Here is an 18,366-nt window from a genome sequence, read left to right on the forward strand (position 1 = left end):
ATAAAATACAAAAGTACGATAGATGCCGGTAATTATGGTACTGAAGGGCGTTGTTTCCTTTATTAAGAGGTTTGTGTCACAAGGTCTCAACCGTTGCGCCATGCCTTCTCAACCATCCCTGCCTGCTCATCGATAGCCGCAGCCCGGTTTGGCAAAAGCCTTTTTCTAAAGTATCTTTGCAGTATAATAGCAGAAGTAGCGCCGGCTTCGAACTTTTAGGCCGGATAATTGTTATCGTTACTTCTAAATGACAGGTAAAATGGCGGAGCACACTAAAAATACAATACCCGGTAACATTTACGTAAGCGAAAGCGCCAAAAAGCGCATCCGCGAGATCCTGGCTGAAAAGCAGGCGGAAGATAACGGCTCGTATTTTTTGCGGGTGAGCGTGGTAAGCGGCGGCTGCTCCGGTTTGAGTTATAAACTGGATTTTGATACACAGCAGCAGCCGATGGACCAGGTATTTGAGGATAATGATGTAAAAGTGGTGACTGATATGAAAAGTTTGCTTTACCTTTTAGACACCACGCTTGAATTTTCCGATGGACTGAACGGCAAAGGGTTTTATTTCAATAATCCCAATGCATCCCGGACCTGCGCCTGCGGGGAAAGCTTTGCCGTTTAGATCAACTACCACATTAAAATACATATATAAATAATGACACAAGAACAGATCACGTACCTGGTTTTCGGGATTGTAATCGTATTGGCTTTGCTCTTTGACCTGGGATTGATGAGTAAGAAAAATAAGGTGGTTACAATCAAACAGGCGTTGTTCCAGACCATTTTCTGGGTAGGCCTGTCCATGTGTTTTTTTGCATTTGTTTGGTTTGAAGATGGCCGCACCTTGGCGCTGGAATACATCAGCGCCTACCTGATGGAATGGAGCCTGAGTGTAGATAATATCTTTGTCTTCATTCTTATTTTTTCATCCTTTGCCGTAAAAGAAAAACATTTTGGGCGGGTATTGCTGCTGGGAATTTTAATGGCGATTGTATTTCGTATCATATTTATTACAGTAGGCGTGGCCCTGGTAGAGCGCTTCCATTTCGTGTTGTATATATTCGGAGCCTTCCTGCTGTATACGGGTATTAAAATGTTCTCTTCCGGAGAGGGCGAGGAAAAAGATCCCCATGATTATGCTATTTATAAATGGATTAAAAAAGTGATCCCGCTGGTGCCGCATGATGGAAACGGAAAGTTTTCGGTGATTGAGGATGGAAAAAAGAAATACACGATGCTTTTTGTAGTGGTGTTGATGCTGGCGGGGATTGACCTTGTATTTGCGCTGGATTCTATCCCCGCGGTAATGGGTATTTCGAGGCATCCGATGATCATTTATACGTCCAATATTTTTGCAGTGCTTGGACTGCGTTCTCTCTTCTTCCTGCTGAGAGGCGCTGTAAATAAATTTGATTACCTCCAGCAGGGAATTGCCATCGTGCTGGTATTTATCGGCATAAAAATGCTTTGTGAACATTGGATCAATCAATGGCTCAGCAAACAACAGCAGGTGGGCATTTCCCTGGGTATTATTGTGCTGTGTATTGTGGGCAGCATCCTTTTTTCTATATACAAAAAGAAGAAAGGCGTTCCCGATGAAGTAGAAGATGGCAGTGTAAATTTATAACGGTGGCCGACCAATTCTACACTATTGAAGTTATTGCCCGGCTGCTGGGACTGCAACCACACGCTTCGCTTGTTGCAGGCATTATCGACACCCTGCTTACAGACAGCCGTAAACTGGTGTCCCCCGCCACCTCCCTTTTTTTCGCGCTGGAGGGTCCGCAACGCAACGGGCATCTTTTTATTCCGGAGTTGTATAAAAAGGGCGTCCGCAATTTTGTGGTATCGCAACCGGTGGATGAAGCGGTTTATCCCGGCGCGGTATTTCTGCATGTAAGCGATACGTTGCAGGCGCTGCAGCAGGTCGCCGCGGCCCATCGCAGCCGTTATTCCATCGATGTGATCGGCATTACCGGCAGTAACGGAAAGACTGTAGTAAAGGAATGGCTGTACCAACTCCTGCAACCGTATAAGAATATTGTTAGAAGTCCCAAAAGCTTTAACTCCCAGCTGGGCGTGCCGTTGAGCGTGTGGCAGATCAGCAGTGAAAACAACCTGGCCATTTTTGAGGCGGGCATCAGCCGGCCCGGGGAAATGAAAAAGCTGGAACCGATTATTAAGCCTACCATCGGGGTGCTCACCAATATTGGCCCGGCGCATGCAGAGGGCTTTAAAGACGATGCCGAAAAGCTTTCCGAAAAATTAAAATTATTCAAACATGCCAGGGTCATCATTGCCAATGGCGATCATTCGCTGATCCGCGAAAGCATCAAAACCTATCCGGCCGTTTTTTTCTCCTGGGGTAAGCAAGCGCACAACGCGGTACAGGTACTGGATACCCTGGTGAAAGAAGAGGAAACGGTGATACGGGTAAAACCGAAGGCCGGTGATCTTATCGAGCTGACCCTGCCATTCACCGATCAGGCCTCTGTCGAAAATGCGCTGACCTGTATTGCCGTGTTGCTATGGCTGGGCATTGCCCCGGCGTCCGTCATCAGCGGCATGAAAGGATTGCAGCGTGTGAATATGCGCATGGAATTTAAGCAGGGGATCAATAATTGTATTGTGATCAATGATAGTTATAGTGCCGATCTCAACTCGCTGACCGTAGCATTGCAATTCCTGCAGCAACAGGCGGGTGGAAAACGGAAAACGGTGATCCTCTCCGATATTCCCGAAAGCAAGGGTGAAGCACAGCCGTTATACCATACCATCCGGGAGCTGTTGCAACGCTATGGAGTGAACCGACTGATTGGCATTGGTGAAAAAATGCAGGCACAGGCCGGTTTGTTTACTGCCGGTACCGCTATTCCTGAATATGCCTTTTATTTAACCACCAATGCATTTTTAGAACAGTTTCACAGTACGCAGTACCAGGATGAATACATCCTGGTAAAGGGCGCGCGCAAATTTGGCTTTGAGCGTATTGTGAACCAACTGGAACAAAAAGTGCATGAAACAGTATTGGAGATCAACCTGGATGCAGTGGCGCAGAACCTGAAAACCATTCAGCAGCAACTGAAACCGGGGGTTAAGGTAATGGCCATGGTAAAAGCTTTTGGCTATGGGAGCGGCGCTGCGGAGATCGCCAATGTGGTACAGTTTCACAAGGCCGATTACCTGGGTGTGGCCTATGCCGATGAAGGAGTGGAACTCCGGAAGGCGGGGATTTCCATTCCGGTGATGGTGCTCAATACAGAGGCCAATGCCTTTGATGCACTTACCGATTATAACCTGGAACCGGATCTTTTTAGCTTTGAATTGCTGCTTGCCTTTGAACGGCATGTGAAAAATTCTGGACTGAAACATTATCCCGTGCATATTGAGGTAGAAACCGGTATGAATCGCACCGGATTTGCCGTAAGCGATATGGCTGCCCTGGCTGCTCATTTAAAAGACAATGAATGGATACGGGTGCAATCCGTTTTTTCGCACCTGGCAGCCAGTGAAGACCAGGTAGAGGATTCGTTTACCTTGCATCAATACGAACTTTTGATGGAAGCCGCAGGCGTGCTGGAAAACACGATCGGCTATCCGTTTCTGAAACATATTGCCAACACCTCTGCTATTTTGCGCTTTCCTCAATTGCAGCTGAACATGGTGCGGTTGGGCATTGGCCTCTATGGCATCTCCGGTAATGCGCGGGTGCAGCTGCAAACCGTGGCAACCCTAAAAACCACCATATCTCAAATCAAGAAGATTCAAAAAGGCGAAACCGTCAGCTATAACCGCAGGGGTATTGCCAAAGAAGATTCGGTAATTGCTACCCTGCGTATCGGTTATGCCGATGGTTATTCGCGCCGGCTGGGCAACGGCGTGGGCAAGGTTTGGGTAAACGGGCAACTGGCCCCGGTGATCGGAACGGTTTGTATGGATATGACGATGATCGATATTACGCATATTCCGGGTGTAAAGGAGGGCGACGATGTAATCATTTTTGGGGCGCCTGTTCCGGTGCAGCAGCTGGCTGAATGGATCGGTACGATTCCCTATGAGATTATGACCAGTATATCGCAACGCGTAAAGCGGGTATATTATGGAGAGGGGTAGTGGCTGTCTTTTTTTGCCCGGCTATGGTGCAGGTAGCAGCGGTCTTGCGTCGCACACTTGTACTGCTGTATATTTTTCATCGTTGAGAGGACGGGTGGGGCTTGTGGAACACCCCTTCTAATCATTTTTTGGGGAGTGGCAAATGCTCCATGTCGCACCAGTCGCCAAAGTCCCCCGAAAACAAACTTGTCGTGGGGCTTTTTCTTGGGCATGCCTCCGGTCTGCACACCCCGTTGTTCCTTTCCGGGAAATAAATAACGGTAAAGCAATGGCCTGGAGACCAGCGCAAAAGAGACATGGCCACCAGGCCAGGTTCCAATCATCGTTCCCTACCTAAACGTGAGGCAAACGCGCCTAAAACCTAAACTACCGCAGCAAAAACCTCTGCTGTTGGAGCAAAATGCAAACCCAGCCTCCCTAAAACCCTTGCGCACGAAGCTTGCAGGTGAGCCAGGTGCTTTAAAACCTTTGTGGCTAAAGGCCGGCAGGTGTGTACCCCCACCTGACCAGGTGGGCTGCCGAAGAAAAAACCTCCGCCGGCGTAGGTTTTTGCAGGTGGCGCCGGGTAAAAGGCGGACAAGGCTGACTCCATCTTCCACCAATAGCCCAAGTCCAAAACAATAAGCTGCCCTGTATTGAGGTGCTGAAGTGAGTGATCCGCCACGGCGGACAGGCGCAAGACCGCCGCCATAAACACTATTGCCCGGCCAATGAGCGGCGATTGGGTCATACCGCATCGTTCAATGATCTTAATGATTTTCCCTACTTTCGCAGGGGTCTTAAAAAGACCGGAACTTGAACTTCCACTTGCTGTAGCAGAAAATTGCGTGTTGCCGTAACTGAATGAAAAAATTGAAAATGGCAAAACACCCCTGCTCCTGCTTTAAAACCGTGTGAATGAACTTGTTTGGAAAACGTATTGTTTTCATATACTGCTTTTTCTGTGCGATTGCTGCCAGGGCGCAGCGGGAAACGCTGTTGCCGGATCAGCCAGCAACTACCGGAACTCTGTTCCGGGCCGACAGCGCTTTCCGGATCCGGGAGCATAAGCCTTTTTTTGAAAAACAGGCCGTGGAGATCGGGTTTGCACCAGCATTATTTTTAGCGGCATCCGCCGTTACCTGGGGCGAAAAGAAAAGCATCCGTGAAGTACGCAACCGCTACCTGCCGGGGTTTAAACATACCTTCGATAACTATGCCCAGTACCTGCCCGCAGCTACTACTTTTGGTTTAAAGTTCGCCGGGGTAAAGGGGCGGAACAAGCTGTTGCGCAGTGTTTTTTCTTACGGAGCCAGTATTGCCATTATGGGGGTGCTGGTAAATAGTATAAAATACACGGCTAAAGTGGAGCGCCCGGATGGCACATCCAGGAATTCGTTTCCTTCTGGTCATACAGCTATGGCCTTTACCAATGCCACCTTTATGCATAAAGAATACGGGCTGGTAAACCCTTCGTACAGCATAGCGGGTTACGGCACGGCCACATTTACGGGTATTGCCCGTGGGTTGAACAACCGCCATTGGTTCCCGGATATTCTTGCGGGGGCAGGCATCGGTATCTTATCTACCCAGCTGGGGTATTTTTTTATCGACCGGATTTATAAAAACAAGGGAGATAATTTAAACCGCCTGAAATATAAACCTATCAGTCAGAACCCCTCATTCCTGGCCATCAAATGGGGCTATGCCAATGCCATGCACAACCTGGCCAAGAACCTGGAAATCAACGCCTCCTCTAAATTGGGTTTTGAAGCCGGGCTGGAAGGCGCTTATTTTTTTAACCGGAACTGGGGCATTGGCAGCGATCTTTCATTTACCAGTTTCCCCATTACGGCTTCGGAGATCTATACACCCAATGCGGAAGACCCCTCCTACCGGAATATGAAGTTTGAAACACAATCGATCGGTGCGGCCAACATCGCTGTAGGTCCTTATTACGCCCTCCACCTTGCCGACCGCTGGCAGCTGATGCTGAAGGCTCATTGCGGGTATTCTATTGGTTCCAGGGGAACGATATCGGTAAAAACAACCGCCTCCAGCAACGGGGATGAAATTGCGGCTTACAAACCAGCCAACACCTTCCGTGTGGGCGCCGGAGGATCGCTTACCTATAAGCTCAACAGTCGCCTGGGGGTTACAGGCTATGCAGATTATCACTATTCCAATCCGGTTTTTAAATATGCATTTAATGAAAAGATCGTTGAAATTGAACCAGGTTTCAGCAGCCGCATGCGCATGCGCAACCATATGGATTATGTGGTGCTGGGGCTGAGACTAACGGCCTATTTTTAAGGAAGTTTGCCCGGGGCAATGTAAAATTCTGGGTATCGAATGTGGCATGCGAAAGCGAAACAAATGCTCCTGCCGAAATAAAAATTACATGCAGCAACAGGATGTGTTTTATGTTTAAATTTAATATTTTACATTGGATATTTTAAATTCCCCACCGGGGAAACGTATATTTGCTCCCGCATGAAAGCAGGAAAATTAAGCACAGCAATAGGGATCATTCTGCTGGTTTTATTGGTAGACCAGGTGGTAAAGATCTATATAAAAACGCACTATCCCATTGGAGAAGTAACCCGCATTTTCGGAATGAACTGGGCGCGGCTGCACTTTATCGAAAACTCGGGCATGGCCTGGGGCTGGAAATTCGGAAATGAAGCCGGAAAGGTAACCCTCACCCTTTTCAGGCTGGCTGCCGTGGTCTTCGGATCCTTCCTGCTGGTACGATTTGCGCGTGAAAAGTATACCCGCGGCTTTATGGTTTGCGTAGCGCTGATCTATGCCGGCGCGCTGGGTAACCTGATCGACAGTATGTTCTACGGAATGCTTTTCGACAAAGGACTGCATTTTGACCCGGCATTTGGCGATTACGTAGGCTATGATGGTATTGCCAAAATGGGCGGAAAGGGGTATGCCTCCTTTTTGCATGGAAGCGTGGTAGACATGTTGTATTTCCCGATGGTGAAAACGCATTATCCCTCCTGGTTCCCCTGGGTAGGCGGACAGCCATTCGAGTTTTTTGCTCCCATTTTCAACATTGCTGATATGGCCATTTCTACGGGTGTGATTGCGCTGCTGGTTTTTCAAAAGAAATTTTACAGGAAAGTAACGGGCGCCGCTGATCAGCTCGACTCCTCTGGCGACGCTGTTGCCGGTAGCGAAACCTCTTCTGCAGAGTAAATACTACGCGTTATGAAAACCGTTCTTTTTGCCTTTGTCCTTGAGATGGCGTCTTTTGCGGCACAGGGGCAGCAAACATCAAAACCAACCGTGCCCGATCCAGCTAAAAAGATACAGGTTGTTGATGCTGCCTGCGGCGAATGCCAGTTTGGAATGGAGGGGAAAAGTTGTGACCTGGCGATAATGATCAACGGCAAATCCTATTTTGTAGACGGAACTTCTATCGATGAGCACGGCGATGCGCATGCAAAGGACGGGTTCTGCAATCGCATCCGGAAGGCAGAGGTACAGGGTGAGGTAGTAAACGGCCGGTTTAAGGCCAGCTATTTCCGGCTTTTGGGTGATAAAAAGAAGAAAATATCAAAAAAGTAGACGGGTTTATGCTGAAAATTTATACAAAGGAACGCCTGAACAGGGCGTTTTCTTGTTTATAGATGTTTTAAAATATGGGAAAAGAAAAAAGGACCGGTTCGTTATTTTCCTTTTTTATGTGTAATTGGACAATAAGGTCCATTTTATATTAGGGGTCGGTTATATTTTTTACTTCGCTGCGGAGTCTCCTGAAAGGGACTCCGCAGCAGTAAGTATTATATTTTTCCCACCATTTTAGCCGGTACTACCCACTCATCAAATTCTTTTTCGGTAAGATAGCCCAGCTTCACGGCCATAGCCTTCAGCGTGGTATTTTCCTTATGTGCTTTCTGGGCGATTTCTGCGGCCTTGTAATACCCGATCTTCGGATTCAGGGCCGTTACCAGCATCAGGGAATTATCCAGGTGCTTTTTAATGTTTTCTTCAATCGGCATCAGCCCTACCGCGCATTTATCATTAAAGGATACACATCCGTCCCCGATCAGGCGCGCACTATGCAGGAAATTATAGATCATTACCGGCTTGAACACATTCAGCTCAAAATGACCGGTGGCACCGCCGATATTGATGGCTACATCGTTTCCAAGTACCTGTGCGGCAATCATGGTGAGCGCCTCGCACTGGGTGGGGTTTACCTTGCCGGGCATAATGGAGGAGCCGGGCTCATTATCGGGGATGAACAGTTCGCCGATGCCGCTGCGCGGACCGGAAGACAGCATTCGGATATCATTGGCGATCTTCATCAGGCTTACAGCGACTGTTTTTAAGGCGCCGTGTGCTTCCACAATGGCGTCATGCGCGGCCAATGCTTCAAATTTATTCTCTGCAGTTTTAAACGGCAGTTTGGTCAGTTTGGCAATTTCTTCGGCTACATTTTTTGCGTAATCAGGAGGGGTATTGATACCGGTTCCCACCGCGGTGCCGCCCAATGCCAGCTCCGATAAATGGGGAAGCGTATTTTTGATGGCTTTCAAGCCGTGGTTCAGTTGGGATACATAGCCGCTTAGTTCCTGTCCCAGTGTTAAAGGTGTGGCATCCATAAAGTGGGTACGGCCGATCTTTACCACTTTCATAAATTGCTTGCTTTTCTTTTGCAGCGTATCTCTTAGTTTTTCGATACCGGGGATGGTTACCTCAACCAGGATTTTGTAGGCGGCAATATGCATGGCAGTAGGGAAGGTATCATTACTGCTCTGTGATTTATTGACATCATCATTGGGATGCAATACCTTTTCTTTGTCGGTAAGCCGACCGCCGTTGAGCACATGGCCCCGGTAGGCGATCACTTCGTTTACATTCATATTGCTTTGGGTACCACTTCCGGTTTGCCAAACGACTAATGGAAAGCTGTTGTCCAGTTTCCCCTCCAGTATTTCATTGCAAACCTTTCCGATCAGGTCCGATTTTTTCTTCGGCAGTACCTTTGCTTTTGCATTGGTAATGGCCGCTGCTTTTTTCAGGTATGCAAAGGCCTTAATGATTTCTTTGGGCATCCGGTTAATGTCGGCGGCAATCTTAAAATTGTCAATCGAGCGTTGTGTTTGTGCACCGTAGAGCGCTTCTGCAGGCACTTTTACCTCGCCCATCGTGTCCTTTTCAATTCTGTACTCCATATTCGTTTTTTAAGTTTGATAAAGACCTATAAGGGTTTCTTAAAACCCCATAGATATCTTCCCGCAAAGGTATTGGTAAATAAAGTTTATTTATCTTCAGTCCAGGTTTAAATATAAAAAAACGGTTTAAACAAAGAAGTATGAAGAACATCCTGTTTGGCTCCTGTATACTTGCAATGATTTCCATACTTCCGGCTCGGCTGGCAGCACAGGGAAAACTGTATTTTTTTATGGACCCCAGAGATTCGCTGATCGGGGTGAAGGATGATAAAGGAAAGATCGTGATCCCTCCGAAAGGAGCGCCCATCATGTATTTTGAGCCGGATGTGCCAATCACGGATTCGCTGATCAATCTTTTTGATTTCGATACGGCCGATACCGGTACCGCCATTTCTTTTGGCAGTATATACAACCGGAAGGGCCAGTTTTTGTACCGGCCGCTGGCCTATGATAATGGTCCGGATTATTTTGAAGAGGGGTTGGCACGCTGTGTGCAGAATGGAAAAGTGGGGTTTGTAAACGAACAGGGAAAGATCGCCATCCGGCCGCAATGGGATTGGGTTTCGCCGTTCAATTATGGATATGCCTTTGCCTGTAATGGTTGTTACTGGGACCGGGGCAAGGATGCAGAGCATCCGCCCCTGGCGTATAAGGAAAATGCAAGAACCTTTTATGTCAACCGGGAGGGCAAAAGCGTTCGGCTCATGAAGCAGCGAAAAACAGAGAAGGACCTGCCGGTGGATGGGGGGTATCTGCCCTATCCCTTTAAATATACTGCCGGAGAGCGGAAGATACTGGGTGAGATCGAAGCGATGGAAGTGTTGTCGAAGATCCGGAATGCCAATCATGTTTCAAAACAGGAGGGCAAGGAAGCCTTGCTGCAGTTTGAGATCGTAGGCCGCCCTTCCACGCTGTCGCCGTATTATAAAATCCAGGGTTACCAGTATGGAAGTTTTGATAAAGAAGATCCGTTCCTGTTCTACCGGACATTAAACGGCGATTATTTTCAGGTGGGATGGGATGGTAAGGATAAAACGCCCTTCACGCAATGGCTGAAGGAGCAGCTGGAATCCTGTGCGAAGTACTTCAGGGAGCACCCGGATGCACCGAATAAGTTTGACGTGGGGAAATACCTTGAGAAGTTGTAGGAGGAGAATCTGTTTCAGTTTAATGTTTCGCGTTAGATCTGTGCTAACGCTTGAAGCAGACGTTCAATTCCTGATTCCCGCAACATCCGGAAAGGACAGATCATAAAACAGTAACGACATCTCCACTTTACATTTAATATTTTTCATTTTAAATCCCCCTATGCCATATGCCAGATCACCGATCCTCGGCCGGCGTCAGCGGATCTCTGATCTCTGAAGTCTGAAATCTGCCCCCTCAACTACCTCTAAACTCCGCCTTCCGCTTTTCCATAAAGGCCGCAATGCCTTCCCGGGCATCATCGGTGGCGATCAGTTGGCCAAAACTTTCGGCCTCTTTTTCATAACCTGTTTTCCCTGGCGCATCCGTCAGGTTTGCAGCTTCGATACAGGCGGCAACGGCCAGCGGTGCTTTTGTATTAATAACTGTAAGAACAGACCTTGCTTCGGCCAGCAAGCCGGCCTGGGGCACCACCCGGTTTACAAGTCCGTAATTGAAAGCTGTAACCGCATCAATCATGGTTCCCGCAAGCAACAATTCAAGCGCTCTTCCTTTACCAATCAAACGGGTCAGCCGTTGTGTGCCGCCATAACCCGGCAGTAAGCCTAGATTCACCTCCGGTTGCCCGAATTTTGCATTTTCGCTGGCGATCCGGAAATGGCAGGCCATGGCCAGCTCGCATCCGCCACCCAGCGCAAAACCATTCACGGCAGCAATAACGGGTTTGGGAGCGTTCTCAATCCGTGCAAAAAGCTGTTGTCCCTTTTGCGCGAGCCCCGTACCTGTTGCAGCATCCAGCCCGGAGAATTCAGAAATATCGGCTCCGGCAATAAAAGCTTTCTCACCGCTTCCAGTAATGATGGCTGATCTTAATACCGGGTGGGCAATAAAATCATCAATAACCAGTGCCAGCTCCGTTAACACCATTTGGTTCAGCGCATTCAGCTTATCCGGCCGGTTAATGGTAATGGTTAAGACCGCGTCTTCAACAGATGTTAAAATCGTCTGATAGTTCATAGAATCCTTTTTACAAATCTAAGATATATTTGTTCCAGGTTTCATGTTTAAAGTTCCTGGTGTACCGGTCGTGGTGAGGCAGAACCGTTTTCAGGCCAGATACTTCATTTTTACATTCCCACATTATCCCACATCTTTTTCGTACAGGTTTAAACTTTTTTAAATGTGAGGGGTCAATAAGTAAAATACGATGGGATGATGACTTCTAATCAGAAAAAAAATCAGCATCTTTTATGGCGCGCCGGTTTTGGACCGGCAGTGGAGCAATTACAGGAACTGGACCGGTATACACCGCGGGACTATTATACTGCCCTGGTAAAGGCTTCATCCAAAGCGCCGCAATACATCAATATTGCCAGCGATGATCTGTTACAGCTATATGAATCCTACCTGTCGCCCGGGAAACGGGGTACGCTAACGGCAGACGACCGCAGGATATTAAACCGGAAACAGCAGGCCGCAGTAAAGGACCTGAACCTGTACTGGCTAAAGGAAATGATCGCCAGTTCGGCACAACTGCGGGAGAAGATGGCTTATTTCTGGCATGGACATTTTGCCTGCCGCAACGGCAATCTGTTTTACAACCAGCTTTTTCTGCACACGCTTCGAACGCATGCGCTAGGTAATTTCAGAACCCTGCTGAAAGAAGTATCACAGTCGGCCGCCATGCTCTATTTCCTCAATAACCAGCAGAATAAAAAAGGGCATCCCAATGAAAATTTTGCGCGCGAAGTGATGGAACTGTTTACATTGGGCCGCGGCAATTATACGGAAAATGATATTAAAGAAGGAGCCCGGGCCTTCACAGGATGGTCGGCCAATCCCCGGGGTGAATTCGTGTTCAATAAAAAGCAGCACGACGACGGGCCTAAAAATTTTCTTGGAAAGAAAGGGAATTTTGACGGGAACGATGTGCTGGACATTATCCTGGAGGAACGGCAAACAGCTACTTTTATTACCGAAAAGATTTATCGCTTTTTTGTGAATGATACCATCAACAAAGACCGGGTGCGGGCGCTTTCCGATGCGTTCTATAAGGATTATGATATCGGCAAACTGATGGAACGGATTTTTACCGCAGACTGGTTTTATGATGATCAAAATATTGGTACGCGTATTAAATCGCCTATTGAATTGCTGGCCGGCATTCAGCGGATGATACCCATGCGGCTCGACAATGATAACGCGCTGATGAACCTGCAGCGGATCCTGGGGCAGCAATTACTGTATCCACCCAATGTAGCTGGCTGGCCGGGCGGAAAGTCCTGGATCGACAGTAGTACCCTCATGATGCGCTTGCGGATCCCGCAGCTGTTCAATGATAAAGACCTGCTGAATGTAAAACCCAAACAGGATGATGATGTGATGATGGGCCGCAAGGCCGACGGGATGGCCAATATTCCGGTAAAACAAGCAGTGAAACCGGTGGCTGGTGCGGGTTTGATCAATGCAAAGATTGACTGGCCGCAGTATATAGCCCAATTTGAAAAAGTAAAACGGGAGGCGATTTTTCCCGCTATCTCCAACTACCTGTTCCAGGTAAATGCCGCGGGTGTGGACCAGGTAGCTGCGAAATTTGTAGACAGTACCGCCCGCGATGCCTACATCCGGTCGGTAACCATTCAGTTAATGAGCACTCCAGAATATCAAATGTGTTAAACCCAATGCCATGAACAAAAAAAGCGCTTCTTTCTTCAACAAAAAACAAACGGGCCCCGGCCTGCTGATCAAACGTAAGGAATTCATACAGCTGGGTTCTTTGGCAACGGCTTCACTGATGATGCCCAAGTTTCTGAAGGCACTGGAAAACCCGGTTGCCGTGCCGGCAGGTAACAAAGTAGTAGTGGTATTGCAACTGAGTGGCGGCAACGACGGGTTAAATACGGTAATACCGGTGCGTAATGATATTTATTACAAGCTGCGGCCGGGCCTGGGGATACAACGGGATAAAACACTTTCCCTTACAGATGAAGTGGCGCTACACCCTTCGCTTACTGCCTTAAAGGGATTGTATGATGAAGGGAATATGGCGATCCTGAATAACGTAGGATACCCGAATCCTGATCGCTCGCATTTCCGCAGCATGGACATCTGGCACTCGGCCAGTCAGAGCAATGAATACTGGAACAATGGCTGGATCGGCCGTTATCTCGATGCTCAATGCCAGGGCTGCGATAAGCCCACGCAGGCGCTGGAGGTGGATGACGTGCTAAGCCTGGCACTGAAAGGTGAGCAGAACAATGCGCTGGCAGTAAAAGACCCGCGTCGTTTGTTTGGAACCTCCAATGAAAAATATTTCCGGGAGATCAATAAAAATCATGGAGGCGATCATCACGATGAAAAGCCCGTGGATTACCTGTATAAAACACTGGCGGAGACCATGTCTTCTGCGGATTATATTTTTAAGCAAAGCCGGATGCATCCTTCATCAGGATCCTACCCCAATACTGAATTGGGAAGCGGACTGAAAACGATTGCATCGCTTATTTTCTCTGATATCAATACCAAAGTGTATTATATTTCACTGGGTAGTTTTGACACGCACGTAGGCCAGGACGGGCAGCAGGGACGACTGTTTACCCAGATGAGCGAGGCCATAAAAGCGTTTACCGATGACCTGAAAAAGAACGGCCGGATGGAAGATGTGCTGTTGTTTACCTTTTCGGAATTCGGAAGACGTGTGGCTCAGAATGCCAGTAACGGAACCGATCATGGCACGGCTAACAATATGTTCCTGATCAGCGGTGGATTGAAAAAGAAGGGTATCTTAAATGCCATGCCCGACCTCGAGGACCTGAATCAGGGGGATCTGAAATACAATGTCGACTTTAAAAACGTATACGCTACCATCCTTGAAAAATGGCTGGCTGCAGATTCATCCCGGATCCTGAAAGCGCGGTATAATACAATGGATTTTATTTAGCTTATTGCCACGGAGACACAGAAGCACAGATTTAATACTACAGCAACTACTGCTGCTTTTAATTTTAAAAAAGTTCAAGCCTTAGTTTTTTATTGCTTCTATGGCATCCATGAGCACTGCGCGCTGCTGCCCGGCGTCGCTGCGTGCAATTCAGTGTTTCTGTGGCTCTAAAATAAAAAGAGGCCGCCCCATGTTGAGAGACAGCCTTTCCGTAAAAAAGATTTTCCGGATTAAATACTTTCAGCCTTCAGATTTTCGGTTTCATCATGAACATACTCTTCAAAATCATCCGCCCGGTCTTCGAATCGGCTGGCAACGCTGTCAATAAAATCTGCGAACTGATCCTTAAGATCATTTCCCTTATCTGCAATACGCCGGCGGGTGGCGGTTCCTTTATCCGGGGCATACAAAATACCAACGATGAGGCCAAGGGCAAAACCTGTAACAAGCTTATTCATAATATTTTAACTTTTGGGTTTAAAATTCGGGTTCTGATATAAAGGTACACAAATAACTATGCCAAAAAAAGCATTCCGGCGATTAAATAAAGCGCTATGCTGAACTTTTCTCTTTATTGAGGTGCTGTTTGACGGCTGATCAGGTGCGCAGGGAATGGGTTTGTTGATCCGGCCAAACGGTTCGGTTACCGATAAGAAGAACAGCTCAATAGCGTTAAGGCCGGCTCTGTTAAAGTTTAATCCCTGTATGCCCTTCCCGTGAGCTGAAGAAACAATCCTTCCAGTCCGTCTTGTCCATGTTCCTGCTTCAGCGCTTCCAGTGTGCCCTGGCTGATGATGGTGCCGCCGTCGATAAGCGCCACTTCGGTGCAGAGGTCTTCAGCTTCCTTTAACTGATGAGAAGTATAAATGAGGGTAGTGCCTTTCTGGTTGATCTCTTTTAGGAACTGAACAATAGCATTGCGCGACTGTACATCCACACCTACGGTGGGCTCATCCAGGAACAGGATAGGGGGGTTGTTCATCACGCCGATGGCCAGGTTCACCCGGCGCTTCATGCCGCCCGAAAATTCTTTCAGGGGTTTTTCGGCCACATGGCTCAACCCCATTACGTTTAGCAGGCTGGAGATGGAGGCCTTTACCTGCCGGTTGTTTAAACCATACCAGGCACCAAAGAACTCCATATTTTCTGCGGCACTTAACTCTTCATAAAATGAAAAGTCCTGGGGTACAAACCCAATGGTATTTTTGACAAACGCGCGGTTGGTCCGTACTTCCTTACCAAATAAACGAACAGAGCCGTTAGTATAGGGTAGTAGCCCGGTCATCAGGCTCATCAGGGTTGTTTTTCCTGCACCGTTCGGACCGAACAGTCCAAACCGGCTGCCTTGCTTAACGGCCAGCTGAAGTTGCTGTATGATAAGCCGGGAGGTTCCCCTGTAACCATAGTTCAGCGCATTGATATGTAGAGCTTCTTCGTTCAGCATTGGAGTTGCATTTACTGCTCCTTGTTGTCTTGATTTCGGTTGGCGATCTGGTCCAGTACGTCATAGAATTCCTGTCCGTATTTGCGGGTAAGCGGTTCTTTCAGGAATTTATATACCGGCACCTGCAAGGATGCACCCAGTTTGCAGGCGGGGCTGCACATTTTTTTGCGGGGTTCATAATTGAGCCGTTCATAGTCGCCATGTTTTCCCTTGTAGGAAATTATGGGGTACAGGTGGCAACTAATGGGCTTTTTCCAGGGGATCTTGCCTTCATTATACGCCTGTTCAAAAGCGCATTTGATGAGGCCGTCCGGCTCCCGGTACGCATATACGCAGATCTCGTTGTCGCTGGGAAGGGTAGGGGTTACCCATCCAAACTCCTCATCGTACACATATTTGCCCTTTTTTTCAATCACTTCGATGGCCGGTGCAGGCAGGTAGGGTTTAACGATTTCGTAGTATTCCTCTGTCAGCTTCAATTCTGTTGCATCCAGGGGCGCACCCGCATCTCCGTCTTCGCAGCAGCCGCCCTTACATTTAGACAGGTCGCATACAAACTGCTTTTCAATCACATCATCGCTGATGAGTTTATTGTCGATAACGATCACTTCAATTTTTTTGCAAAATTAAGCACCCGGGGCCGGGTGTGGAGGATTTTATTTGTAAAACGTGGATCAACGTCCGTTAAAGGTATGGTTAATCGTAACTTTTGCCGTTTTTACCCGGTTCTTTTCCGTTTCCATTACGGTAAATTCAAAGTCGCCGGTTCGTACTACATCGCCGGCATGGGTAAGCTCGCCGGAAAGTTCATTGATCAGCCCGCCCAGCGATTCACTATCGCCCCTTACTTCATCAAATGTTTCAATGGGTAATTTTAATGCTTTACACATATCGTGCAGCATGGTACGCCCTTCAAAAATATAATTATTGTCGTCGATCTTGTTGATCAGCAGGTCTTCATCATCAAATTCGTCTTTTACTTCACCCACTACTTCTTCAATAATATCCTCCATGGTAACGATGCCGCTGGTTCCGCCAAATTCATCCACCACTACGGCAAAATGAATGCGCTTTTTCTGGAAATCCAGTAACAGGTCTTCGATCAGTTTGGTTTCCGGCACAAAATAAGGGGCACGTATTTTAGTATGCCAGTCTTTGATTTCGGATCCATCATCGAGATAGGGTACCAGATCTTTGATGTTTAATACGCCGGCAATTTCATCCAGGCTGCCTTTATAAACGGGGAGGCGCGAGTAATGCAGATCACCTACCTGCCGGATCAGCTCTTCAAAAGGAGTATCGTATGCTACACCACTTACATAGAGACGGTTCCGCATTACTTTTTTTACGGAGATCTTTCCAAACTTCACGATCCCCTTCATGATATTCTTTTCTTCAGGGCTTACCTCGTCCGTTTGAATATCAATGGTTTCATCAATTTGCTGGATATTGGTTTCCTCCACCTTATTGGCGCCCACCGTTCGGCCAAAGCCATCGGCCACGGCAACGGTCCATCGGCTGATCCTTCTCAGGGAAAGGTAAATGCCTTCAACGATCATAATAAGCACGGGCCATTCAAATGCAAAGCGCAGGTTGTTTTGAGTAGCCCATACACGTGGAAAGATTTCAACCAGGAAAAGAATGGCGAAAGCAATGACGGCAAATTTCAGGAAAATGCCCCAGGTGGTATCCAGGTACTGTGCCGGCACATAGTAGTTGATCAGGTAATTGGCTAAAACGATGGTACAGATATTGACCAGGGTTTTGGCAATCAGCATGGAAGTAAAAACCTCCTTGGGCTCTTCCAGCAGGTTCAGGATTCTTTTTGCGGACGGCTGCTGTTTAGTTTTTAATACATCGATATCTTTTTCATCCAGCGAAAAAATGGCCGCTTGCGAACCGGCAATGGAAAAAGAGATAATCACCAGCACCACCAGTGTCGCCACCAGCAGTGTTGCATTCTGTATGCCAACAGGGAGCTGCCCCTGTACAACATCTAAAAATATAAATACGTCAGATAGGGTTTTCAATATTTCAGTTTTCGTGAAGCAGATCTTTCAAAGGCGGGTCCGGTCCGCCTCATCATCTTATGAAAAAGGGTGCAGATCAAACCCCTCCGGCCCCGTATTGCTGCTATGCTCATCGGGCGAAGGAATGCCTTCTGTTTTTTTGTCCAGCATGATCAGGTTCTCGCCCACCACTTCCGTCACATATTTCTTGGTGCCGTCCTTATCCTCCCAGCTACGGGTTCGCAGCCTGCCCTCAATATAAACCAGACTGGCCTTGCGCAGGAATTTCTGGGCCAGTTCTGCTAGTCCGCGCCACAATACAACGGTGTGCCATTCAGTTTGTGAAATCAATTTGCCGGTGCGGTCTTTAAAGGTTTCGGTAGTGGCCAGCGGAAACTTGGCCACAGCGATATTGCCTTCTAACAATTGTACATCCGGGTCTTTTCCTAAATTTCCAATCAGCATAACTCTATTAACGCCTCTCATATGATATATTTTTCCTTATTTTTTGTTGACGAAGGTTAACCTTAACAAAAACAC

Annotated in this window: 17 protein-coding genes; 9 read left to right on the top strand and 8 right to left on the bottom strand. The window is 47.6% G+C overall.

Annotation, left to right across the window (positions count from 1 at the left end; genetic code table 11):
- Window positions 1–259 precede the first annotated feature (259 nt).
- From LL912_RS19760 to LL912_RS19770, 3 genes are read left to right on the top strand one after another with little or no spacing between them, the layout of a single operon-like run.
- Complete coding sequence (locus LL912_RS19760) at window positions 260–625, top strand: HesB/IscA family protein (protein ID WP_235555334.1); 366 nt, start codon at window positions 260–262, stop codon at window positions 623–625.
- Between the two features lie 33 nt (window positions 626–658).
- Complete coding sequence (locus LL912_RS19765; RefSeq protein ID WP_235555335.1) at window positions 659–1,630, top strand: TerC/Alx family metal homeostasis membrane protein; 972 nt, start codon at window positions 659–661, stop codon at window positions 1,628–1,630.
- Window positions 1,631–1,632: 2 nt separating this feature from the next.
- Window positions 1,633–4,116 (top strand): bifunctional UDP-N-acetylmuramoyl-tripeptide:D-alanyl-D-alanine ligase/alanine racemase, encoded by a 2,484-nt coding sequence (locus LL912_RS19770; RefSeq protein WP_235555336.1) that lies wholly within the window; start codon window positions 1,633–1,635, stop codon window positions 4,114–4,116.
- Between the two features lie 361 nt (window positions 4,117–4,477).
- Here LL912_RS19770 and LL912_RS19775 read toward each other — a convergent pair whose 3' ends face one another.
- On the bottom strand, window positions 4,478–4,981 hold the full coding sequence (locus LL912_RS19775) for a hypothetical protein (protein ID WP_235555337.1): 504 nt from the start codon (window positions 4,979–4,981) through the stop codon (window positions 4,478–4,480).
- Window positions 4,982–5,013: 32 nt separating this feature from the next.
- On the opposite strand from LL912_RS19775, the gene LL912_RS19780 reads away from it, so the two are divergent.
- The 3 genes from LL912_RS19780 (at window position 5,014) to LL912_RS19790 (ending at window position 7,674) form a co-directional block, all read left to right on the top strand.
- The gene (locus LL912_RS19780) at window positions 5,014–6,408 is read left to right on the top strand and encodes a phosphatase PAP2 family protein (RefSeq protein ID WP_235555338.1); all 1,395 of its coding nucleotides are present in this window, start codon (window positions 5,014–5,016) and stop codon (window positions 6,406–6,408) included.
- A 180-nt stretch (window positions 6,409–6,588) separates the two neighbouring features.
- Window positions 6,589–7,302 carry a lipoprotein signal peptidase gene (locus LL912_RS19785; protein WP_235555339.1) on the top strand — a complete coding sequence of 238 codons (714 nt, stop codon included), beginning with the start codon at window positions 6,589–6,591 and terminating at the stop codon, window positions 7,300–7,302.
- Between the two features lie 12 nt (window positions 7,303–7,314).
- On the top strand, window positions 7,315–7,674 hold the full coding sequence (locus tag LL912_RS19790; protein WP_235555340.1) for a DUF6370 family protein: 360 nt from the start codon (window positions 7,315–7,317) through the stop codon (window positions 7,672–7,674).
- 215 nt (window positions 7,675–7,889) lie between these two features.
- Here the strand turns inward: LL912_RS19790 and fumC are convergent, their stop codons facing one another.
- On the bottom strand, window positions 7,890–9,287 hold the full coding sequence (gene fumC / locus LL912_RS19795; protein ID WP_235555341.1) for a class II fumarate hydratase: 1,398 nt from the start codon (window positions 9,285–9,287) through the stop codon (window positions 7,890–7,892).
- A 140-nt stretch (window positions 9,288–9,427) separates the two neighbouring features.
- Between fumC and LL912_RS19800 the strand changes: the two genes are divergently transcribed.
- Window positions 9,428–10,435 carry a WG repeat-containing protein gene (locus tag LL912_RS19800; protein ID WP_235555342.1) on the top strand — a complete coding sequence of 336 codons (1,008 nt, stop codon included), beginning with the start codon at window positions 9,428–9,430 and terminating at the stop codon, window positions 10,433–10,435.
- Between the two features lie 235 nt (window positions 10,436–10,670).
- Here the strand turns inward: LL912_RS19800 and LL912_RS19805 are convergent, their stop codons facing one another.
- Entirely contained in the window at window positions 10,671–11,450 is a 780-nt protein-coding gene (locus LL912_RS19805; RefSeq protein WP_235555343.1) for an enoyl-CoA hydratase/isomerase family protein, read from the bottom strand.
- A gap of 195 nt (window positions 11,451–11,645) precedes the next feature.
- Here LL912_RS19805 and LL912_RS19810 point away from each other — a divergent pair, with 195 nt between their 5' ends.
- Entirely contained in the window at window positions 11,646–13,109 is a 1,464-nt protein-coding gene (locus LL912_RS19810) for a DUF1800 domain-containing protein (RefSeq protein WP_235555344.1), read from the top strand.
- A gap of 10 nt (window positions 13,110–13,119) precedes the next feature.
- The gene (locus tag LL912_RS19815; RefSeq protein ID WP_235555345.1) at window positions 13,120–14,373 is read left to right on the top strand and encodes a DUF1501 domain-containing protein; all 1,254 of its coding nucleotides are present in this window, start codon (window positions 13,120–13,122) and stop codon (window positions 14,371–14,373) included.
- Between the two features lie 230 nt (window positions 14,374–14,603).
- Here LL912_RS19815 and LL912_RS19820 read toward each other — a convergent pair whose 3' ends face one another.
- From LL912_RS19820 to LL912_RS19840, 5 genes are all read right to left on the bottom strand, one after another.
- Window positions 14,604–14,831, bottom strand: a complete 228-nt coding sequence (locus LL912_RS19820) for a YtxH domain-containing protein (RefSeq protein ID WP_235555346.1) — start codon at window positions 14,829–14,831, stop codon at window positions 14,604–14,606.
- A gap of 236 nt (window positions 14,832–15,067) precedes the next feature.
- Complete coding sequence (locus tag LL912_RS19825; protein WP_235555347.1) at window positions 15,068–15,817, bottom strand: ABC transporter ATP-binding protein; 750 nt, start codon at window positions 15,815–15,817, stop codon at window positions 15,068–15,070.
- A gap of 11 nt (window positions 15,818–15,828) precedes the next feature.
- Window positions 15,829–16,425: a DUF3109 family protein gene (locus LL912_RS19830; protein WP_235555348.1), complete on the bottom strand. Its 597-nt coding sequence runs from the start codon at window positions 16,423–16,425 to the stop codon at window positions 15,829–15,831.
- A gap of 66 nt (window positions 16,426–16,491) precedes the next feature.
- Window positions 16,492–17,847: a gliding motility-associated protein GldE gene (gldE, locus tag LL912_RS19835; protein ID WP_235555349.1), complete on the bottom strand. Its 1,356-nt coding sequence runs from the start codon at window positions 17,845–17,847 to the stop codon at window positions 16,492–16,494.
- Between the two features lie 57 nt (window positions 17,848–17,904).
- Window positions 17,905–18,312: a single-stranded DNA-binding protein gene (locus LL912_RS19840; protein WP_235555350.1), complete on the bottom strand. Its 408-nt coding sequence runs from the start codon at window positions 18,310–18,312 to the stop codon at window positions 17,905–17,907.
- Between the last annotated feature and the right edge of the window lie 54 nt (window positions 18,313–18,366).

It is taken from the genome of Niabella agricola, assembly GCF_021538615.1.
In the GTDB taxonomy this organism is placed as follows: domain Bacteria; phylum Bacteroidota; class Bacteroidia; order Chitinophagales; family Chitinophagaceae; genus Niabella; species Niabella agricola.